This window comes from Pelagimonas varians (assembly GCF_003208435.1).
GTDB classification, from domain to species: domain Bacteria; phylum Pseudomonadota; class Alphaproteobacteria; order Rhodobacterales; family Rhodobacteraceae; genus Pelagimonas; species Pelagimonas varians.
The window spans coordinates 97,514-116,696 of record NZ_QKMF01000008.1; the positions used below are offsets into that span (position 1 = coordinate 97,514).

Consider the following 19,183-nt stretch of genomic DNA (forward strand, 5'->3'; position numbering starts at 1 on the left):
CAATTGACCCGCCAGCCATAGCCTCTTTGCCGCCAATATAGAGGCAGCCATGATCATATCAAAATTGTTTCCATTTTGGAAACACGAGCAGCTATAAGCTTTTCCCGGCAAAATCCACGATGACATCCCAATTGAGCCACAACGCAGCACCGGCAAGACACAACCCGAAAACCACAAAACCCAGATCATGAACCGGATCCCACGCGCCCATCCGGCGCGCCAACCAAACCACAACCGGATAGGCCAAAATCGGGGCGGTGCCATATCCGAGGAGCGCCCCAAGCAGGCCTCCCAGTTCTAGCCCGACTAAAAGGCACACAACCATCAACACTGCCCGCGCGGCGGTCAGAATGAAAAACCGCCTTGAATCCCCAGCAGCCAGCGCCGCCTGATCGTATGTCATAACAATCAACATCGGCATTTGCGCGATCGCCAAAATGACAGCAATGGCCCCTGCATCCAAATATCGGTCATCGTACAACAGGTGGACAATCTGCACGCCGAGAAGCGCAAAAAAGCCGACAAACCCCATGAGCATCAATGATACCGCGACCCGCATCTTGCGCAGCTTGAGGAAGTTTTCACGACTGTGGGTTGGGGGCGTTTCACGGTAAATTGGAATCAGGATTTTCTGCGTCACCATTCCGCCCAGCATCAAGGGGAACGAGGCCCAAAAAAAGCCGATGTTATAAACACCAAACATATCCAAAGGCACAAATTTACCGATCAATATTTTGTCGGATTGCGAAATAAAGAACCCGCAGACAGTGGCCAGAAATACCCACTTTCCAAAGCCGATCAATTCGTGAGCCGCGGCTTTTTCCCAACGAAAATGGTTCTTTATGCCAGGAAGGAAGCGCCGGTAGCACACCACCTCCAACAGCGCGCCAACGACGCCTGAGATCACCAAAGCCCAGACCGATTGCATCAACACCGCCAAGCCAATGGCGACAGACGTTGACGCCAGTTGCACAGCCGTATCCAACACCGTGATCCGGCCCATATTCAGATGTCGGTTGGCGGTCAGCATCTTGGTCGGTCTAAATCCGGTGATCAGCAAAGTCAGCGCGGAAACCGGCAACATTTGCAACAAGTCCTCCTGGCCATAGACCCAAGCCATCGGCCAAGCAAATATGCACGCCACCAGCCAGAGCACGATGCCGCGGACGACTTGAATGCTCCATGCAGTGTTCAGAAAATCAGGGTCATCGCCCCGCTTGCTCTGAAGCACCGAAGGGGCCACTCCGACGTCGGAAAACTGCCCCAGCCCCATAAGAAACACCATGACCAGCGCCATCAAGCCAAAGGCCTCGGGGAAAAGCAATCGGGTCAATATCAAATTAGACCCAAGGCGAATGAGCTGGCTCACGCCAAAACCGCCGACGATCAAAGCCGACGACCGTAGCGCTCGTGCACCCAACGACGACCCTTGGAATTTCGCCAAAACGCTCATCTGCTACGGCTCCACCCCGTGTCGCGTGACCGTGTCAGCCTGCTGACCACAGCCACAGCCGAATAGATCAAAAAACCCAGAGGGTGGCGCATAGCCAAACCCAGTTTACGGCCAAATGGAAACTGGGGCTTGTCATCGTTCCCAACAAGATCAGAATATTCTAAACCAATTTGGTCAACGCCCAAATCCTGACGCCTGCGCACCTTGACCAAATTGCGAAACCCTTCGGCGATAGGCCAATCGTAGGAGGCCGACACACCAATACGTTCGTGCGGTGTAAAACAAAGCCTGACAAAGGTATCGTCCGAAATGATGTCCGGAAAATCAGCCCATCGCGTCCGCCCTTCGGCGTTCACCGCATACACCCCGCACCCCGGCACACACTCCGTCATAAATGGAACTTGGCGCCAAATCCGGGCATAGGCACCGCTGATCCATCCCTTAGAAGTAATATTCACCGCCCCCGATGCATAGCGCGCCGTCCGGCTTTCCAACACATTGGCCAATTGCCAAAGCAGCCCCCGACTGATGATCACATCTGCGTCCAGATAAACCCGCACAGCGCCGCGCGCCGCATCATCACCAGCATTTAAGGCTCCAAGCTTGCCGCCTTGGGTTCGCTCGATCACCTGCAACTGCCAACCTCGTTCCGAAAACGCCTGTGTTTTGGTGCGCGCTTGATGGGCCGTGTCGTCGGTGCAACCGTTCGCAACAACGATGACCTGCACGCCTGATCCATCCCAATCAGACGTTAGAATCGCCGCAAGACAGTCGCCGATCAGCGCCGCCTCATTGCTTGCCGGAAGAATCACAGAAAGTTGCATCTGCCCCACACTCTCGTCAATCACCATAACCCGTACCCAAGGGGCCACACATTTCAAAAATAGGGGCACCTTTGTGATAGCTCATTGCAGTTAACTATGGCCAAAGAATGGAAAGGACTAGATTATTTCTAAACGTCACCTTGGGAGGGTGACCTGCTGCACATTTTTCAAGGCTAGGTAACAGTGACGCAAAGTTTGCGGATCGGATATATTGTACCCCAGTTTCCTGGGCAAACGCACATCTTCTTTTGGCGCGAAATTCAAGCGCTTGAGCGGATGGGCCACGAAGTGCACGTCTTCTCTACCAGCAAGCCGCCAAAGGGATTGATTGCACACGACTGGTCAGATGAGGCCATGGAACGCACAACCTACTTGGGCTCCGCCAACCCCCTTAAAGCAGGCATTGCTGCGTCTCGCCTTTTGGGGCTTGGTCTGCCTGGGTGGATATTACGCGAAGGCGGCGAGTTTGCCAAAGACGCCTTGATCTGCCTTGGGGCCTCTCAACAGCTTGCCCAATGTGCGAAAACCCTGAAGTTGGATCACATCCATGCCCACTCCTGCGCACGGTCGTCCTTGATTGCGTGTTTTGCGCATATTTTGGGGGCACCCACCTATTCACTCACATTGCATGGCCCGCTCTCGGATTACGGCCCCGGTCAGCGCCTCAAGTGGGAGCATGCGAGCTTTGCCACAGTCATCACCCAAAAGCTGGAAGATGAAATCGGACAGCAACTGGCCGGATACCTGCCAGAACGCATTGTCATCCGGCCCATGGGCGTTGACACAGATGCCCTGACCCGCACGGCCCCCTACACGCCCCCCAAACTTGGCCGCCCGATCCGTGTGTTTTCCTGTGGACGCCTGAATGTGGTCAAGGGGCATCAGGATCTGATGTCCGCCACCCGTCAGTTGATTGACCAGGGGGTTGATGTCCGCGTTGAAATCGCTGGCGAAGACGATCATGGCGGCGGCGGCTACCGCACCGAGCTCGAAGCGCATTTGAAAAAACTGCACCTGCAAGATCACGTAAAACTACTTGGGGCCATTGACGCCGGTCAGGTCAAAGCCAAACTGGAAGAAAGCCATTTGTTTGTGCTGGCGTCTTGGGATGAACCTCTTGGCGTCGCCTATATGGAGGCAATGTCGATGGGCGTGCCAACCATCGGCACCGATGCTGGTGGTGTGCGTGAATTGATTGAAGACAGTGTAAACGGCTATCTCGTTGCGCCCAAATCGCCCAATCAGCTGGCCCGAACCATCAGAACTCTGGCCGGAGATCCGGCGGCCTTGCAACGCCTTTCAGAAGCTGGCCGCAGTCACGTGGTTAAACATTTCCGCACCGCGCTTGGTGCGGAAACCTTAGTGACTGAAATCAACACGGTCTTGGATCGACGCTAAACGCGCATCTGTGTCCTTAAAAATCAGCGACCTGCATCGAACGCCCGACGGCCCCTTCGAACAAAAGCTCTTCAATCGATCGCATCTGAACAACACCGCGGGGGCCAGAGGCTAAGAAGTGTTGTTCAGTCTGCTCGAACCGGTAGTCTTCTGGTGCGCCCGGCAACAAGGCTTTGTCGGTGCCCTCGCCGCCATGCAATACATCGTCTCCGCCACTGCTGACCAGCGTGTCATTGCCAGACCCCGCTATCAACACATCCTCATGGGCTGTGCCCTGAAGACGCTGATTGCCGGTCCCTGCAACGCGGGTGATGCCATTATTGAAATCCGACACGTCGCGTTGCTCCCATTCTCCGGGTTGGGCGGCATTGAAGGCCATCAGCATGTCCCAACGCGGATTGCTGTCATCCAAATGCCGAAGCGCACCCCAACTGCCCCACTTTGTCGCCGGAGCCACATCGACAAAGGCATTGAACATCGTGCCGCCAGACTGGACCCATCCCGCCAAAAGAAGTTCATAAAGCTTTGCCATTTCAGGGGTGTAATTATACTCGGTGAAAAAGTCGGTTAGACGGTCATCATTCACCAGCGGGCCAAGCGCTGAGATATGGGTGCCGCCTTCGTACATCACCAAACGCAAACCGGCTTTGCGCGCAACCGCTGCCTGATATGGGAAAATCTCTTGGGTCAACTCGCGCAGTGACCCCTCTTGGAGCGTTAAAGTCACCGGCGCAATCGCAGCCTCAAATCGGGCCTTTTTAACATATTCCCGCAAGGCGACTCGGCGCAGTCCCTGTGCCTCGCCGGCTTTGACGGCGCGGGCTTCGGATTGATCCAGCCAACCCGACATCCGCTGCGACATGGCATCTGTTCCCAACTCATAGCCAAAGTATCCAGTCACTGCATAGGCATCAAAGCTTTGTTCCGGCATTCGCCCAAGGCTCAGGTAAGCCAAAGGGGCGCGCAAAATATCTTCTTCCAGACCGGGCCAACCTGTATGCGTCGAAACGACACGAACCAGCCGGTCAGATGCTTCATCGCCATAGACGTCTGTCCAGATGTCCATCACCTGTGCCGAACGCAGCCCATAGAACTGCATCCAGCCCGTGTCAGTTTCCCCCCAAAGCTGCGTTGCCTGATCACGCGCCCAACGGGCTTGTTCAAAGATCTGGTTCCACACCTCGTTCGAGTATTCAACATGCGCCTTGAGACCGGGGTCCAACCCATCCTTGACCGCCTGCGCGAACTGCCGGACATAGGCGTCATCAGCCATATGCGGCAAGGTAAACCACGGGTCGGCTCCGATCCGGTTGGCAAGCTTGATCATAACTTCAAGTGGCACCCCCCATTGCGACCAAGTGGCGTCTGTCATCTGAGGTTGATCTTCCCATGTCTTCACGGGCGACCCGTTGGTCATCATCCAATCCATAAACCGGACCGACCGCAGGTCTTGGATCAAGTCAATCCAAACCGGATTGAACAAGGCACCTGCCTCATACATGGCAAGGTGATCTTCGTGCAGAACGCGAATATTCCGGATTGGGTCATTGGCATCAATTGCCTTTAGCTTAACTCCGACCAGCCCATCACCGGGGGTATAGGTGAAATCGATCCGGCCCTCCCCATAACTTGCACGTCGGGCGCGGCCAAACAGTGAAATGTCACCCTTGCCCTCATAGGTTAGCCTATACCGCCCAGCCAGAGACTTGGCACCTTCGTGTTGCTCAGTCAAAAATACCGATTCAACCGCGATGATCCCGTCAGGAATGGAAACCGGCCAGCCGTTTTCATCCAGATGCCCGCCTGCCACCAAGGCTTCGGTGGGGGCCGCGCCCCATTGATCCGCGCTATGGCCAACCCAGCTGCGCGCGGATTTCATGATGTCCAAAAACGGATGCTGTGTGGACCAATCCGAGATTCCATTCAGGCCCATCCCCAAAACCGGAACACCGTCCGGCCGCAATCCGCTGGGGGGCAAGACCACGGGGCTGCGTTCCGGAAATATGTCCGCAGCAGGAGCCTGCACTGTCTCGACTGGCGCGATCACGGCTTGCGGGGCAGTTATCTGGGCACGGCCCAAGGCTTGGACATCAGGCATCGCCTCCCAGATGGCGGCCGCAATTTCCGGGTATTTGTCGACAATATCGGGATGCAGCTTGCTGGGCGGTTGAAAACCGGCGGGCGGAGCTTCGTTGTAGAGCGAGGCATAGGTGATCATCGCTGCCAAGAAATACAGGGACGACGTGCCATGAGGCGCGTCATCGGTATAAAAGGACTCTGCTGGCAATCCTGCCAGAACCCCATCCTTCGACAACACCTGCGATAAAATAGACCCAACCGGAATCAGCTGGGTTTGGTGGTCAGGGCGTGCCACTGCCAGCGTTTCGATCAGATCTTCATACCAATCGTGGTAGTCTTCCAAATTATACGCATGATACCGCCGAAGACTGCGCGCATTGGGTGGGAAGCTACGGGTAAACGTGCCCATATCCGCCCACCCTTCATAAATGAACAAGCGGGACTGAGGGCTTTGCTGATGCGCAAAGTCAAACACCTGTAGCATGGCATCCAATGGGCTGACACCTGACGGGTTCTCGCCATCATAGGGCACATCCGGTTTCTGATATTGGATAAAGTTTGCAGGCGTCAGGACAACCGCGTCAAATCCGGCCTCTCCGAAACTCTGGCGACCGGGAGACCAAGCGCGTTTGACCCCGCTAAATCCCCAATTTGGCCTCGGCGGTAGCCCTTCGGCAAAAGTTCGCAAAAACCCCCATTGACCATCGGTTGCGAAACCTTTGCCTGCCGTCTTGGCCAGTTGATCCAACCAATGCGGCACGTTGGTATCGTCATCGTCTTCGCTTAGATGATGGACCAAGGAATTGCCAAAGAAATAGACCTTTGAGTCGTCGCGGGCTTGTGCAAGCACTGCGCCACCCATGAATATTGCCAGTCCGGCCACGGCCACAATTCGCCTGATCATAGGTTCACCTTTGACACTGCTTCGATACCTGAATTCACCTGTAGTATGCCGTATTACACAGCAAGCTCAAACAGGCTGTTTTTGAAATATTGACGGCACCGGGATGATTACCAAGGCACGGTTTTCCCCGCCCAGTCGTAAAAGCCACCGGTTTGATCCGGCTTCAAGTTTTCGATCACAGCCAAAAGATTCCGGGCTGCCGCATCGGGAGTGACCATCGGGTATTGGCCACTGTATTTTTGCGTAAAAGGTGTCGACACAGTGCCGGGGTGCAGGCCCACGCAAACAGCTTGTTTGTGACTCCGGGCCAACTCGATCGCTGTGCACCTTAAGATCTGGTTCAATGCCGCTTTGGATGCCCTATAGCTGGTCCAGCCACCCAACCGGTTGTCTCCGATTGATCCAACACGGGCAGACAATGCCGCAACTACAGATTTGCGATCTTTGGGCAACAGACGCGCGGCGTGGCGCAAAACCAACGCCGGACCAATGGCATTCAGCGCGAACTGGTCCGCCAAAGCCTTGGCATCAATCGACCTCACTGTCTTTTCCGGTGCAGCACCACCAATTTCCAGCGCGCCACTGGCGATCAAAATCATGTCGTAGCCGGGCCCAAGTGCAGACATCTGGGCGTCGACCACAGAGTCATCGGTCAGATCAAATCCGGTTTCACGGCGCGACAAGCCATCGACGGCCCACCCTCGCCCCTGCAAATGCCGTGTGACGGCGGAGCCGATGCCCCCGCTTGATCCGATAATCAATGCGCGCTTCATGCCTGTCTCCTTTCACCGTTACATAGCGCCGAAACCGCAATGGGCAAAAAACTGCAAATTCCACTTTTCATTCACGAAAGGCCGGGTATAGTCCGCGCATGTCTATGACCACACATATCGCAAATATCGCGCGCCTTCCGGCGCCGTTTGCGCGTGGCATTGACCTACTCCTAACTCGCCTCTGAGCGCGGCCTTTTCGGCGCGCGTGCTCAGAGGAGATGTTTCGCGCCGTTCCCCGCAAATCGAGTTAGGATAACCCCCATGAACAAAGTGAATCTGGCCCAAAAGCTGACCATGTTTGAGACCCACTGGGATCCGCATGTCGTCGCCAGCTACAATGACAACGACGTCATGGTTGTGAAATTCAAAGGCGAATTTCCATTTCACAAACACGTTGCAAGTGATGACTTCTTTTTGGTGCTCGAAGGCGAGGTCACCATGGATTACCAAGACCATGACCCGGTGACCTTTGGCCCCGGAGAGCTGGTTGTTGTGCCACAAGGCGTGGTGCACCGTCCCCGCGCAGCCAACGAAGTCAAAGTGCTTTTGATTGAACCCAAAGGCGAACCCAATTCCGGGGACGCGGACCGTCAAGCCGCCCCCAAACCGCATATCTGATCAGGACTGAAGACCATGACCAAAGCAAAAACATCGCCCGAATCCGACAAAAACCGCGTCGTCATTTTCGACACCACCCTGCGCGATGGGGAACAATCGCCCGGCGCAACCATGACCCACGACGAAAAGCTCGAAATTGCCGAGTTGCTGGATGATATGGGCGTCGACATTATCGAAGCGGGCTTCCCCATCGCTTCCGAAGGGGATTTTCGCGCCGTGTCCGAAATTGCCCAACGGTCCAAACAGTCGGTGATTTGCGGATTGGCCCGTGCCCAACTGCCCGACATTGATCGCTGCTTTGAGGCTGTGAAACTGGCCGCCAAACCGCGGATCCACACCTTTATCGGCACCTCACCATTGCACCGTGCGATTCCAAACCTGACGATGGATGAGATGGCTGACCGGATTCATGAAACCGTCAGCCATGCGCGGAACCTGACTGACAACGTGCAGTGGTCGCCGATGGATGCGACGCGGACGGAATGGGATTACCTGTGCCGTGTTGTCGAAATCGCCATCAAGGCCGGTGCCAGTACGATCAACATTCCCGACACCGTCGGCTATACTGCTCCGCGCGAAAGCTCTGACTTGATCCGGCGTTTGATTGAAACGGTTCCAGGTGCCGATGACGTTGTCTTTGCAACGCATTGCCACAACGACCTCGGCATGGCGACAGCCAACGCCTTGGCCGCCGTCGAAGGCGGCGCGCGCCAGATCGAATGCACCATCAACGGCCTTGGCGAACGCGCGGGCAACACCGCGTTGGAAGAAGTCGTCATGGCGCTGAAAATCCGCAATGACATCATGCCGTTCACCACAGGTGTCGACACGAAAAAGATCATGCACATCTCTCGTCGGGTGGCCTCTGTTGCTGGCTTCCCTGTCCAGTTCAACAAGGCGATTGTCGGCAAAAACGCGTTTGCCCATGAGAGCGGCATCCATCAGGACGGAATGCTGAAAAACGCTGAAACTTTTGAGATTATGCGCCCAGAAGATGTGGGCCTGTCTGGCACGTCTTTGCCGCTTGGCAAACACTCCGGTCGTGCAGCATTGCGCGCCAAGCTCAAGGAAATGGGGATTGAGGTTGGTGACAATCAACTGAAGGATATCTTTGTCCGTTTCAAGGATTTGGCCGACCGCAAGAAAGAAGTGTTTGACGAAGATATTCTTGCGCTTGTCTCCACCGCCGAAGACGACACAACACAGTTGAAGCTGGTGAACATGCGAGTCGTTTGCGGCACCGGCGGCAAGGCCGAAGCCGAGCTGGAAATGGAAATCGAAGGCAAGGATGTCTCAGCCACCAGCAAAGGCGACGGTCCGGTGGATGCAACCTTTAAGGCCGTGCGCGTTTTGCATCCGAATACCGCAAAATTGCAGCTTTATCAGGTGCATGCGGTCACAGAAGGTACCGACGCGCAGGCCACAGTTTCCGTGCGCCTTGAAGAAGACGGCAACATCGCCACCGGTCAATCCGCCGATACCGATACCGTTGTTGCCTCGGCAAAAGCGTATATTCAGGCTTTGAACCGTCTGCTGGTGCGCCGCTCCAAAGTTGGGCCGGGCGTCGACGCCAAGGAAATCAGCTACAAAGACGTGTGAGCTTCACGCTTTCGGTTCTCAAGCGTCAAAAGTATCATTTTAAGTACGAAAAGGGCCCTTCACGAGCCCTTTTTGCATCCAAGAACTCTCGCTCAACGAAATTATGCGTCGTCCTTGCGGGTTCGTTTCATAAAGGATCCAACCCTTGGCCCAGCGGGCAATCCGACACGCGTTCGGGTCCGTAGCACCGGCTGATTGGACGATGCGTCGCTGCCTGCTTCACGGCGCAAAATATAAAGGCCGCTCAGGATGATTATTCCAGCACCGATAAAGGTGGCCGTGTCAGGGTATTCGTCAAAGAACAGCGCTCCGAACAACGCCGCCCACAAGATTTGAGAATATTGCATCGGGGCGACCATCACAGCCTCGCCGCGCTGATAGGCCATAATCAACAGCGCCATCGCCACGAGGACCATTGCCGAAACAATCGCCATAAGGCCAAAATCAACAAGGGGAACTGGCCGATAGACAAAAGGCAACGCGATTCCCATGAGCACAAAGTTGGTCATCATCGGATATAGGATCATCACCACGGTTCGCTCCTCCGCACCGATTTTGCGGACAACAATCGAATTAAGTGCCCCTGTCACCGCAGAAACCAGCGCCGCTGCATGGCCCAGTCCGAAATCTGTACCACCTGGGCGCAGCACCACAATGACTCCGCAAAGCCCTGCCAAAACCGCCATTCCCCGGCGCAATCGCACGGTTTCGCCCAGAATTGGGATGGCCAGAAGCGTGATCAAAAGTGGCGCGGCGAATAAAATCGCATAGACCTGCGCCAAAGGCAGCACCGAAAACGCATAGAACGCACCAAGGGCTGCAAAAGAACCTGACAGACTGCGCAGCGCAATCCACCCGGGGTGTTTTGGCCGCAATGTGCCGGGCTGGGCATCGCGCATCAAAATCACAGTGATAATAGGAAAGCTGAGCAAAGCCCCAAAGAACAAAATTTGGATGGCCGAATAGCTGCTTCCCAGCAGTTTGATAATCACATCATGCGTTGCAAATACCGCAAACGCTGCAAGCCCAAGCAAGGCCGCTTGCATTGTAGAATTCTGTTGTGGGTTTGGCTGCGACATAACTGACTCAAATCTAAATCTGCGATCTTTCTTGGCCTACATCCATCTTCCGGACAGCCGCAAGGGGAATGCCCTGCAAAAGAGTCATCTTTGATCGCTGTTCCACAGCACCTTTGCCGTTTTACCACGTCAAAAACGAAAACGGGCACCCCAAAAGAGCGCCCGTATTAATCGCAAACTAGGCAAAGCCTTAAAGGCTGGCGTCCAAAGCTGCGACAATGCAATCGCCCATTTCACCAGTGGAAACAGGGGTCACACCCTCTTCGCCCAGCAAATCAGCGGTACGCACACCATCGGCCAAAACCTGTTCAACCGCAGCTTCCAAACGGTCAGCTTCGGCCCCTTGGTCAAAACTGTAGCGCAGTGCCATGGCAAAGCTGAGGATACAGGCGATCGGGTTGGCTTTGCCTTGGCCTGTGATGTCAGGTGCCGAACCGTGTACCGGTTCGTACATCGCTTTGGGGCGACCATTGTCCATCGGGGCACCAAGCGACGCAGACGGCAACATGCCCAACGACCCCGTCAGCATCGCTGCGCAGTCAGACAGAATGTCACCAAACAAGTTGTCGGTCACGATGACGTCAAACTGTTTGGGCGCACGCACCAACTGCATGGCACCGTTGTCGGCATACATGTGGCTTAGCTCGACCTCGGGGTAATCAGCGCCGACCCGTGTCACGACTTCGCGCCACAAAATGCCCGATTCCATCACGTTGGCTTTTTCCATCGAGCACAGCTTTTTATTGCGGCGCATCGCCAGTTCAAACGCGCTGCGTGCGGCACGCTCAATCTCGCTCTCGGTGTAGCGCTGGGTGTTGATGCCCACACGCTCATTGCCTTCTTCGAAGATCCCGCGCGGCTCACCAAAGTAAACACCCGAGGTCAATTCGCGCACGATCATGATATCCAGACCGGCAACGATGTCTTTTTTCAAAGACGAGAAGTCAGCCAATGCATCGAAGCATTGGGCAGGGCGCAGGTTGGAATAGAGATCCATTTCCTTGCGCAGACGCAGCAGTCCGCGCTCCGGCTTTACGCTGAAATCAAGATCGTCGTATTTCGGGCCACCAACGGCACCAAGCAATACGGCATCGACTTCCAGCGCTTTGGCCATCGTGTCGTCATGCAAGGGCACACCGTGTGCGTCATAGGCAGCGCCGCCAACGAGGTCCTCGCTTACGTCAAATGCCAGATCGCGCTTGTCACCAAACCAGGTGATGACCTTGCGCACTTCGGCCATTACTTCGGGGCCGATCCCGTCGCCGGGAAGGATAAGAAGCGAGGGGTTGCTCATGAGGGCTTTCCTTTGTCCTTTGGGTTGCCAAGGGCCTAGCCCGCAGCACCCCCAACGTCAAGAAACGCGCGGCAAAAGCCCCGCCGCAAGGGCATCCCAGACACGTTTGATGCGCGGTGTGGACCGGACAGCCTCATGAGAGGCCAGCCAAAGCGGCAAAGTGGGCATTGGAAACTGCGCAAAAAGCCGTTCGACCTGCGGATCGGAGTCGGCGATGGACACCTGTGCGAATCCTATACCGCAACCGGCTCGGATCAATTCCCAATAAACCGCATGATGATCGCAGCGTGTGACAAACCAATCGCGCTGCGCCGCCAAACCCAGCTCACGCATACCGCGCAAAATATCATCGTTCCGATCATATCCAACCATGTCGAAATCAAACAGATCGTCGAACGTTTCGGGCCGCCCGACCCGATCAAGATAGCTGCGCGCGGCATAAATCCCCAGTTCGAGATCACCAATATGCCGTGTCACAATATCAAGCTGCTCTGGGCGATACATACGCAAAGCGATATCCGCCTCGCGAAACAACAGGTTTTCAGTTTTGTCTGAGGGCACCAAATCAATACTAATTTCAGGTTCTTCCGCCCGCAGCTGCGCCAAGATCGGCGGCAGTTGGTATTGCGCCGTGAACACGCTGGCCGTGATCCGGACCGGACCCGACAGTTTGTCCGATCTTCCCGCAGCAATCAGGCTTATGGTTCGCAGCCCATCTGCCATCTGACGAGCATGAGGTAACAATGCTTTGCCCGTTTCTGTCAAAGCGAGCCCGCGCGGCTGTCGGTTGAACAAGGTCACCTCAAGATGGTCTTCGATACTGCGCACTTGCCGTCCGACAGTGGGTTGCGACACCCCCAATTGACGGGCTGCCTCAGACAACGATCCGGTTTCGGCAACAGCAAGGAAAGATTGGATCAAGGACCAATCCAAGTTTGAGAGAGCAGCATCCATTCACAAATGAATACACGATCTGCATTTTCAGGCAATTCCCCATTCAAACTGAATAGGTCATCAAGGAGACAACGGATAGGAAAGGACGATGACATGACCGGCACAGTGTTAATCTTGGGAGCAAACGGGCGATTTGGACGTTCTGCCGCCGAGGCCTTTTGGAACGCAGGTTGGCGGGTGTCGGTGTTTGACCGGTCGACCGATGATCTGGAAAGCGCGGCAAGGGGAATAGATGTTATCGTAAACGGTTGGAACCCCGCTTATCCAGATTGGGAGGTAACGGTGCCCCAATTGACTCAGGCCATTATAGAAGCTGCGAAATCCTCGGGCGCGACGGTTTTGCAGCCGGGCAATGTCTATGTGTTTGGCGAGCATTCCGGCCCTGTAATGGATGAACACACACCCCATGGTGCTCAAAACCCTTTGGGGCAAATTCGGATCGAAATGGAAGCCGCTTATCGCGCCGCGGATGTTCCCGTTATACTGCTGCGAGCAGGTGACTTTTTGGATACCGAGGCGTCCGGAAACTGGTTTGATAAGGTGCTGATCCAACCCATTGCCAAAAACAAGATCAGCTACCCCGGCCCCTTGGATACAGAACATGCATGGGCCTATTTGCCCGATATGGCCCGCGCAGCTGTGGCACTATGCGACATACGGAGCGACTTGCCAAAGTTCGCCGACATCCCCTTTGCCGGATATACATTGACAGGCCACGAACTCGCCGCACTTTGCGCGCAGGCGTTGGCTAGGCCGATCCGCGCCAAACGTATGAACTGGCTGCCAGTTTATTTTGTGCGCCCTTTTTGGAAGGTCGCGAAACACCTGTTGGAAATGAAATACCTGTGGCGACTGCCGCATCACTTGGACGACAGCACACTGACCACCTTGCTGCCAAACTTTACGCCCACCGAACCAGTAGAGGCTATTCGCATGGCGCTTTCACCAGTCATGGAAGCGCAAGATCAACCCAGACCAGACGATGTGGCCCGGCATCCGGTGACGGCGGCATAACCTGCGCTGCAGATACTACAAACGACCGATCGGGCAAAACATAGGTCACCCGCATTTCCCCCACCCGATCCCAGAGGACCGTGGGTTGGCTGGGCAAAGGGTCCTGTAATGCGGGATGCTGTAAAACGTTCGTCGCGGCTTGTCTAAGGCCATCTCCTCGCTCCGGATCAAGATTAAAGTTACCCATTAGGATCACCGGCGCACCATCAAAAATATCCGGTTTTGAAGACAAAATGTTGGGCCAAAGCAGCACTTCATCCCGATTACGTCGGCCATTCCGATCCTCGGGCCCATCGAAAACCGGCGGTGTCGCGGCCAAGGTTAGAAGCATCAATTTGTCGTTTCCAACACCAACCTCAATCGCCCAATGCGCCGAAGAGGACAAACGTTGATCAGCACCGACGGGGTCATCGGCAGCTATGCTGCCCCCCTGCACATCCTGCCAAAGCAGCGCAGTTTTGTCTTGAACGAGATGCAATGGATAACGGGATAAAATCGCCTGCCCGCCCTGCCCCGAAAAATATCCAAACCCTTGGGCATCACGAGGGCCACCTTTGCGACCATCTCCGTCTATATCCACGCCGGTTGGCATGCCTGTGTTTGGCCGTTCCGAGAATAAATAGGGAAACCGGACATCATGCTGAGACAATCGGGTTTGCAGCGCGGTTAACGCCACCAAACTGGCATCATAGTCAAAATTGGTTAGGAGCAAGATGTCAGGATTTGCGTCTATGATCGCATCCAAACCCGGAACCGGTTTGTCGGATGTCAGCTCTTTCACCAACAACCCAGGACCTTTTCGGCTGAAATCACCATGCCAAGCCGCCACACGAACCGGCTCTGCAAAAGCAGCGGCAGCCACCAATAGGTAGCTGGCCAGAAGGATTAAACCACCTGCAATTCGGCCTGCGCATATGCGCGCCGACGTTTTTCCTCGATCAGGTCGGCGATGCGCATCAGCGCCACCCCCCGCATGATCAAGCTTACCGGCAAGAAGGCCCATGCGCTCATCGTCCAGATCAATGTTTGTGGATCGGTCAATGTCGGCGAAATCGCATAGACCGAAGCGACCTTGAGGATCGCTGGGATCAAGAATGGCAGAAGGAAGCCTAAGGCGACGTTAACATGGCTGTCTCGTTTCAAACGACGCAGCACATCGCCGCCGGCTGTCGGGTCGAACAGGGGCAAGTTTATCCAGAAATTGAATGCCCCATGACCAAGCGGCCAATCCATTACGCGGACCAATGTCACGAATATCAAGAGCATTGCCAAAGAGATAAGATATGCAAACCCGGCGTGAATACGAATCTGGTCAATCTCGGCCAACGACGCTGTGTCCGGAGCCAAGAGCACCATCAATCGGACTGGCGAAAATGGAAAGTCCATCGCATTCCCGATCAAATGACCAAGATTGTGCAGCATCCCGTTGGTGGACGTCGGCACGGTTGCCCCTCGGGCGATCAAGGTGAGCAACAGAACCGTCGAGAAAAATGCCACAAACCGGATACGATTGAACGGCGGCGCGTCGCGAAACTCAATCAGACTTGGATATTCGGAGCTGTATTCCACAAACACCAACAATGCCGCAATCATCGACAGCAAAACCACCATCTGAATTGCGTCTGCTGACGTTCCTGGCAACATAATCGCAGGCATCGCAAAAACCGACGCCACAAGTATCGCCCGAACGGATGCACCGAACATACGTTTGATCACTAGATCCTGCCCTTTCAGTCTGGACGAAGCCGATACGATGCCGGTTTCTTGTTCCATCCCGATGCTGTCGTTTGTGACAGCTTGCCTCATTATTGCCTTAGTTTTGCCCCAGTTCCCCCTCGGCGACAACATGCCGATGTCAAGGAAGCCCATTTTGTCGCAACTTCGCAATCCAACTGGTGCGAGAATGCATCATCTTCGTTAACAGTGCCTTACAACCTGTTGGAAAATCGCAATATCTTGGGGTTGGCTGATTTTGGCACACAAGCGTTCTGTGAAAAGCCGATTGACCCATCTTTTATGGGCTAAACACATAAAAAAAACCCGACCTCTTACAAGGCCGGGTTTCAATACTAACGTTTTTGCAGCGTCACACCCAAGGGCGAGCCTGCGCGGATTTCTCTTCGTAGGTATCGATTGCCGCGACTTTCTCGAGCGACAAACCAATATCGTCCAACCCGTTCAACAGACAATGCTTTTTGAAAGCATCCACCTCAAAGGAAATTGCTTCGCCGTCTGATGTCGTCACGGTTTGCGCCTCAAGATCGATGGTCATACGGGCGTTTTGGCCCTTTTCCGCATCCTTCATCAAGACGTCGACTTGCTCTTGCGGCAAAACGATTGGCAAGATGCCGTTCTTGAAACAGTTGTTAAAGAAGATGTCCGCGAAGGACGTCGAGATCACGCATTTGATGCCGAAATCCTTGATCGCCCATGGCGCATGTTCACGGGACGACCCGCAGCCAAAGTTATCGCCAGCCACCAAAATTTCGGTTTCGCGGTACTGCGGTTTGTTCAGCACGAAATCGGCGATTTCATCGCCGTCCCGCGTGTAGCGCATTTCGTCGAACAGGTTCACACCAAAGCCAGTGCGCTGGATCGACTTTAGAAACACCTTTGGAATGATCATATCAGTATCGATATTGACCAGCGGCATAGGGGCCGCAACGCCTGTGATTGTTTCGAACTTATCCATTACATCATCTCCCGAACATCGGTGAGTTTGCCAGTCAGCGCAGCAGCAGCAGCCATTCCAGGTGAAACAAGGTGTGTCCGGCCTTTATAGCCCTGACGACCCTCGAAGTTACGGTTCGATGTAGATGCGCAACGCTCACCCTCGGCCAGTTGATCGGGGTTCATCGCCAGACACATGGAACACCCCGCAAGGCGCCATTCAAAACCGGCATCCTCAAAGATTTGCGACAGGCCTTCTTCTTCGGCCTGCGCACGGACCAGACCAGAACCCGGAACAACCATGGCACGCATGCCGACTTTGATCTTTTTGCCTTTCAAGATCTCGGCAGCGGCGCGCAGATCTTCGATGCGGCCGTTGGTGCACGAACCGATGAACACGGTGTCGATCTCAATGTCCGTCAATTTTTGACCGGGTGTTAGACCCATATATTCAATGGAACGGCGTGCAGCGTCGACCTTGCCGCCCTTGAAGTCTTCGGGGCTGGGCACAACACCGGTGATTGGCAAAACATCCTCAGGCGAGGTGCCCCACGTGACAACCGGCTGGATGTCTTCGCCTTTCAGCGTGACAACCTTGTCGAAATGCGCGCCTTCGTCGGTGAACAACGTTTTCCACCACGTCAAAGCGGCTTCCCACTGTGCGCCTTTGGGGGCGTGAGGACGGCCTTTGACATACGCATAGGTCACGTCGTCCGGCGCAATCAAACCAGCGCGGGCACCGCCTTCGATGGCCATATTGCAGACAGTCATGCGACCTTCCATCGACAGATCGCGGATCGCTTCACCACAATATTCGATGACATAGCCAGTGCCGCCGCCAGTGCCGGTTTCACCGATCACAGCCAGTGTGATGTCTTTGGCGGTCACACCGGGCTTCAACTTGCCAGTGATTTCGACCTTCATGTTCAGCGATTTCTTTTGGATCAGCGTCTGGGTGGCCAGAACGTGCTCGACCTCGGAGGTGCCGATGCCATGTGCCAGAGCGCCAAATGCACCATGCGTCGCTGTGTGCGAATCGCCGCAAACAACGGTCATGCCCGGCAGGGTCCAACCCTGTTCAGGACCAACGATGTGCACAATACCCTGACGCACGTCGGTCACAGGATAATAATGAATGCCGAATTCCTTGGCGTTCGTATCCAGCGCAGCAACCTGAACACGGCTGTCTTCGGTCATTGTTTCAGGGTTTTCGCGGCCATGCGTTGTCGGAACGTTGTGATCCGGAACGGCAATGGTTTTGTCAGGCGCACGCACTGTACGGCCCGCCATACGCAGACCTTCGAAGGCTTGCGGCGAGGTCACTTCGTGAACGAGGTGGCGGTCAATATACAGCAGGCTGGTGCCGTCGGCGTCTTCTTGCACGACATGGGCATCCCAGATTTTGTCATAGATCGTTTTGGGGGACATGCGGTCCTCTCCCGTATTGTTTGCTAATGGAATTGGCTGTTGGGTCGGCGTTTTTCACGCCGCGCAGTTATAGTCGGGCCAGCACAGAGAAGGTGGCACCGTAAAAGCGTTCACGAAGGCGCGCGCGGTCGCCGATGTCGAAAAGCGGAAACATGGACTGCATGTATCTGCGCTATGCTGCAAAATCAAGGCAAACTGAGTCCGAGGCAGCATTAGATCCGCAGCGCTGTTTGCTGGCAGACTTGCCTCGCATGAGTATGGCACATAAGCGCCTGAATTAACTTATCCGTAAAAATACACTTGAAATGCACCTATTATGTGGTCTTCCATCGCAAGAATGCGCCGACAGATGCAAAACAGCCGTTTTGTCGCATTGAAGGGATGAGCCAAAGCGCATTGATACCCCTTTTGCAGTGGGTATCAGGACGTTTTTCGAAACAGCGTCTCAAAAGGAAGAAAAATGCGTAGCGGGTTAAACATCTTGAACATCGGACTGATGGCCGTTCTCTTGGTCGCGGCAGTGTCTGTGCATGCTCTTGGCGTGGCCCCAACTGTCGAACCGATCAACCCAAGTTCAATCCCACCGGTTTTCTTTCAGCAGTAAACTCGCAGGCTGAAAGAACCTGTTGCTGCCGGCGTTATCGAAAGATATCCCGCGTTTCTCAGAGTGCCAAAGTCAGGCTTCGGCACTCCTGAAAGTCAACTTAGCTACAAACCTGACCGATCAGCATCTGAGGCTGGGTATTGGTGAATTTTGGAATGTCTTCCAAAACCGGACCCGCGACAGACAAAGCCGCATCAAGCGCCGCTTGATCTGCAAAAACCATGCTCGCAATCGCGTAAAAACCAGGAGGCGTCTCAGGACCGCCCGCCAGTCCCTTGGTGACCAATGTCTGAGAGATATGTGCCCCCATAACGGTCCCAACCATTTCCATATGGGTCGACAAATAGTAATCGTAGTCAAAGGTCGTGCCCTCGGACACCGGGTAAAGAACCTGTAGTGAAACGCTCATTTATTTTCCTTTCGAGACGGATGCACGAAGGCTACGCGACTTTTGTCCAACGGCCTAATTATTAGTTACGGAACGTAGATGCT

Annotated in this window: 17 protein-coding genes; 5 read left to right on the forward strand and 12 right to left on the reverse strand. The window is 54.8% G+C overall.

What is annotated here, in order from left to right:
* Window positions 1-91: 91 nt before the first annotated feature.
* Window positions 92-1,453, reverse strand: a complete 1,362-nt coding sequence (locus C8N36_RS12400) for an oligosaccharide flippase family protein (RefSeq protein WP_097804995.1) — start codon at window positions 1,451-1,453, stop codon at window positions 92-94.
* The gene (locus tag C8N36_RS12405) at window positions 1,450-2,346 is read right to left on the reverse strand and encodes a glycosyltransferase family 2 protein (protein ID WP_306456919.1); all 897 of its coding nucleotides are present in this window, start codon (window positions 2,344-2,346) and stop codon (window positions 1,450-1,452) included. The genes C8N36_RS12400 and C8N36_RS12405 overlap by 4 nt, the downstream gene beginning before the upstream one ends.
* 114 nt (window positions 2,347-2,460) lie before the next feature.
* Here C8N36_RS12405 and epsE point away from each other — a divergent pair, with 114 nt between their 5' ends.
* Window positions 2,461-3,675 (forward strand): exopolysaccharide biosynthesis GT4 family glycosyltransferase EpsE, encoded by a 1,215-nt coding sequence (gene epsE, locus C8N36_RS12410; RefSeq protein WP_245910802.1) that lies wholly within the window; start codon window positions 2,461-2,463, stop codon window positions 3,673-3,675.
* Window positions 3,676-3,691: 16 nt separating this feature from the next.
* Here epsE and C8N36_RS12415 read toward each other — a convergent pair whose 3' ends face one another.
* Together C8N36_RS12415 and C8N36_RS12420 are read right to left on the reverse strand one after the other, a co-directional pair.
* The gene (locus C8N36_RS12415) at window positions 3,692-6,658 is read right to left on the reverse strand and encodes a calcium-binding protein (protein WP_097804994.1); all 2,967 of its coding nucleotides are present in this window, start codon (window positions 6,656-6,658) and stop codon (window positions 3,692-3,694) included.
* Window positions 6,659-6,765: 107 nt separating this feature from the next.
* Entirely contained in the window at window positions 6,766-7,431 is a 666-nt protein-coding gene (locus C8N36_RS12420) for an SDR family NAD(P)-dependent oxidoreductase (protein WP_097804993.1), read from the reverse strand.
* Between the two features lie 261 nt (window positions 7,432-7,692).
* Between C8N36_RS12420 and C8N36_RS12425 the strand changes: the two genes are divergently transcribed.
* Window positions 7,693-8,049: a cupin domain-containing protein gene (locus C8N36_RS12425; protein ID WP_097804992.1), complete on the forward strand. Its 357-nt coding sequence runs from the start codon at window positions 7,693-7,695 to the stop codon at window positions 8,047-8,049.
* 15 nt (window positions 8,050-8,064) lie between these two features.
* Window positions 8,065-9,648 (forward strand): 2-isopropylmalate synthase, encoded by a 1,584-nt coding sequence (locus C8N36_RS12430; RefSeq protein ID WP_097804991.1) that lies wholly within the window; start codon window positions 8,065-8,067, stop codon window positions 9,646-9,648.
* Window positions 9,649-9,749: 101 nt separating this feature from the next.
* Here C8N36_RS12430 and C8N36_RS12435 read toward each other — a convergent pair whose 3' ends face one another.
* From C8N36_RS12435 to C8N36_RS12445, 3 genes are all read right to left on the reverse strand, one after another.
* On the reverse strand, window positions 9,750-10,694 hold the full coding sequence (locus C8N36_RS12435; protein WP_245910803.1) for a DMT family transporter: 945 nt from the start codon (window positions 10,692-10,694) through the stop codon (window positions 9,750-9,752).
* 223 nt (window positions 10,695-10,917) lie between these two features.
* Complete coding sequence (gene leuB, locus C8N36_RS12440; RefSeq protein ID WP_097804989.1) at window positions 10,918-12,021, reverse strand: 3-isopropylmalate dehydrogenase; 1,104 nt, start codon at window positions 12,019-12,021, stop codon at window positions 10,918-10,920.
* A 57-nt stretch (window positions 12,022-12,078) separates the two neighbouring features.
* Window positions 12,079-12,942 (reverse strand): LysR family transcriptional regulator, encoded by an 864-nt coding sequence (locus C8N36_RS12445; RefSeq protein ID WP_306456918.1) that lies wholly within the window; start codon window positions 12,940-12,942, stop codon window positions 12,079-12,081.
* A 126-nt stretch (window positions 12,943-13,068) separates the two neighbouring features.
* Between C8N36_RS12445 and C8N36_RS12450 the strand changes: the two genes are divergently transcribed.
* The gene (locus tag C8N36_RS12450; protein ID WP_097804987.1) at window positions 13,069-13,989 is read left to right on the forward strand and encodes a Rossmann-fold NAD(P)-binding domain-containing protein; all 921 of its coding nucleotides are present in this window, start codon (window positions 13,069-13,071) and stop codon (window positions 13,987-13,989) included.
* Here the strand turns inward: C8N36_RS12450 and C8N36_RS12455 are convergent.
* The 4 genes from C8N36_RS12455 to leuC form a co-directional block, all read right to left on the reverse strand.
* The gene (locus C8N36_RS12455) at window positions 13,925-14,992 is read right to left on the reverse strand and encodes an endonuclease/exonuclease/phosphatase family protein (protein ID WP_170125869.1); all 1,068 of its coding nucleotides are present in this window, start codon (window positions 14,990-14,992) and stop codon (window positions 13,925-13,927) included. The genes C8N36_RS12450 and C8N36_RS12455 overlap by 65 nt on opposite strands.
* Window positions 14,875-15,693 carry a hypothetical protein gene (locus tag C8N36_RS12460; protein ID WP_176527095.1) on the reverse strand — a complete coding sequence of 273 codons (819 nt, stop codon included), beginning with the start codon at window positions 15,691-15,693 and terminating at the stop codon, window positions 14,875-14,877. The genes C8N36_RS12455 and C8N36_RS12460 overlap by 118 nt, the downstream gene beginning before the upstream one ends.
* Window positions 15,694-16,075: 382 nt before the next feature.
* On the reverse strand, window positions 16,076-16,681 hold the full coding sequence (gene leuD, locus C8N36_RS12465) for a 3-isopropylmalate dehydratase small subunit (RefSeq protein WP_097804986.1): 606 nt from the start codon (window positions 16,679-16,681) through the stop codon (window positions 16,076-16,078).
* Window positions 16,681-18,087: a 3-isopropylmalate dehydratase large subunit gene (leuC, locus tag C8N36_RS12470; RefSeq protein WP_097804985.1), complete on the reverse strand. Its 1,407-nt coding sequence runs from the start codon at window positions 18,085-18,087 to the stop codon at window positions 16,681-16,683. Before leuC ends, leuD begins: the two co-directional genes overlap by 1 nt.
* Window positions 18,088-18,547: 460 nt before the next feature.
* Here leuC and C8N36_RS24175 point away from each other — a divergent pair, with 460 nt between their 5' ends.
* Window positions 18,548-18,691: a hypothetical protein gene (locus C8N36_RS24175; RefSeq protein WP_170125870.1), complete on the forward strand. Its 144-nt coding sequence runs from the start codon at window positions 18,548-18,550 to the stop codon at window positions 18,689-18,691.
* Window positions 18,692-18,791: 100 nt separating this feature from the next.
* Here C8N36_RS24175 and C8N36_RS12475 read toward each other — a convergent pair whose 3' ends face one another.
* Window positions 18,792-19,100 carry an EthD family reductase gene (locus tag C8N36_RS12475; protein ID WP_097804984.1) on the reverse strand — a complete coding sequence of 103 codons (309 nt, stop codon included), beginning with the start codon at window positions 19,098-19,100 and terminating at the stop codon, window positions 18,792-18,794.
* Window positions 19,101-19,183: the final 83 nt, after the last annotated feature.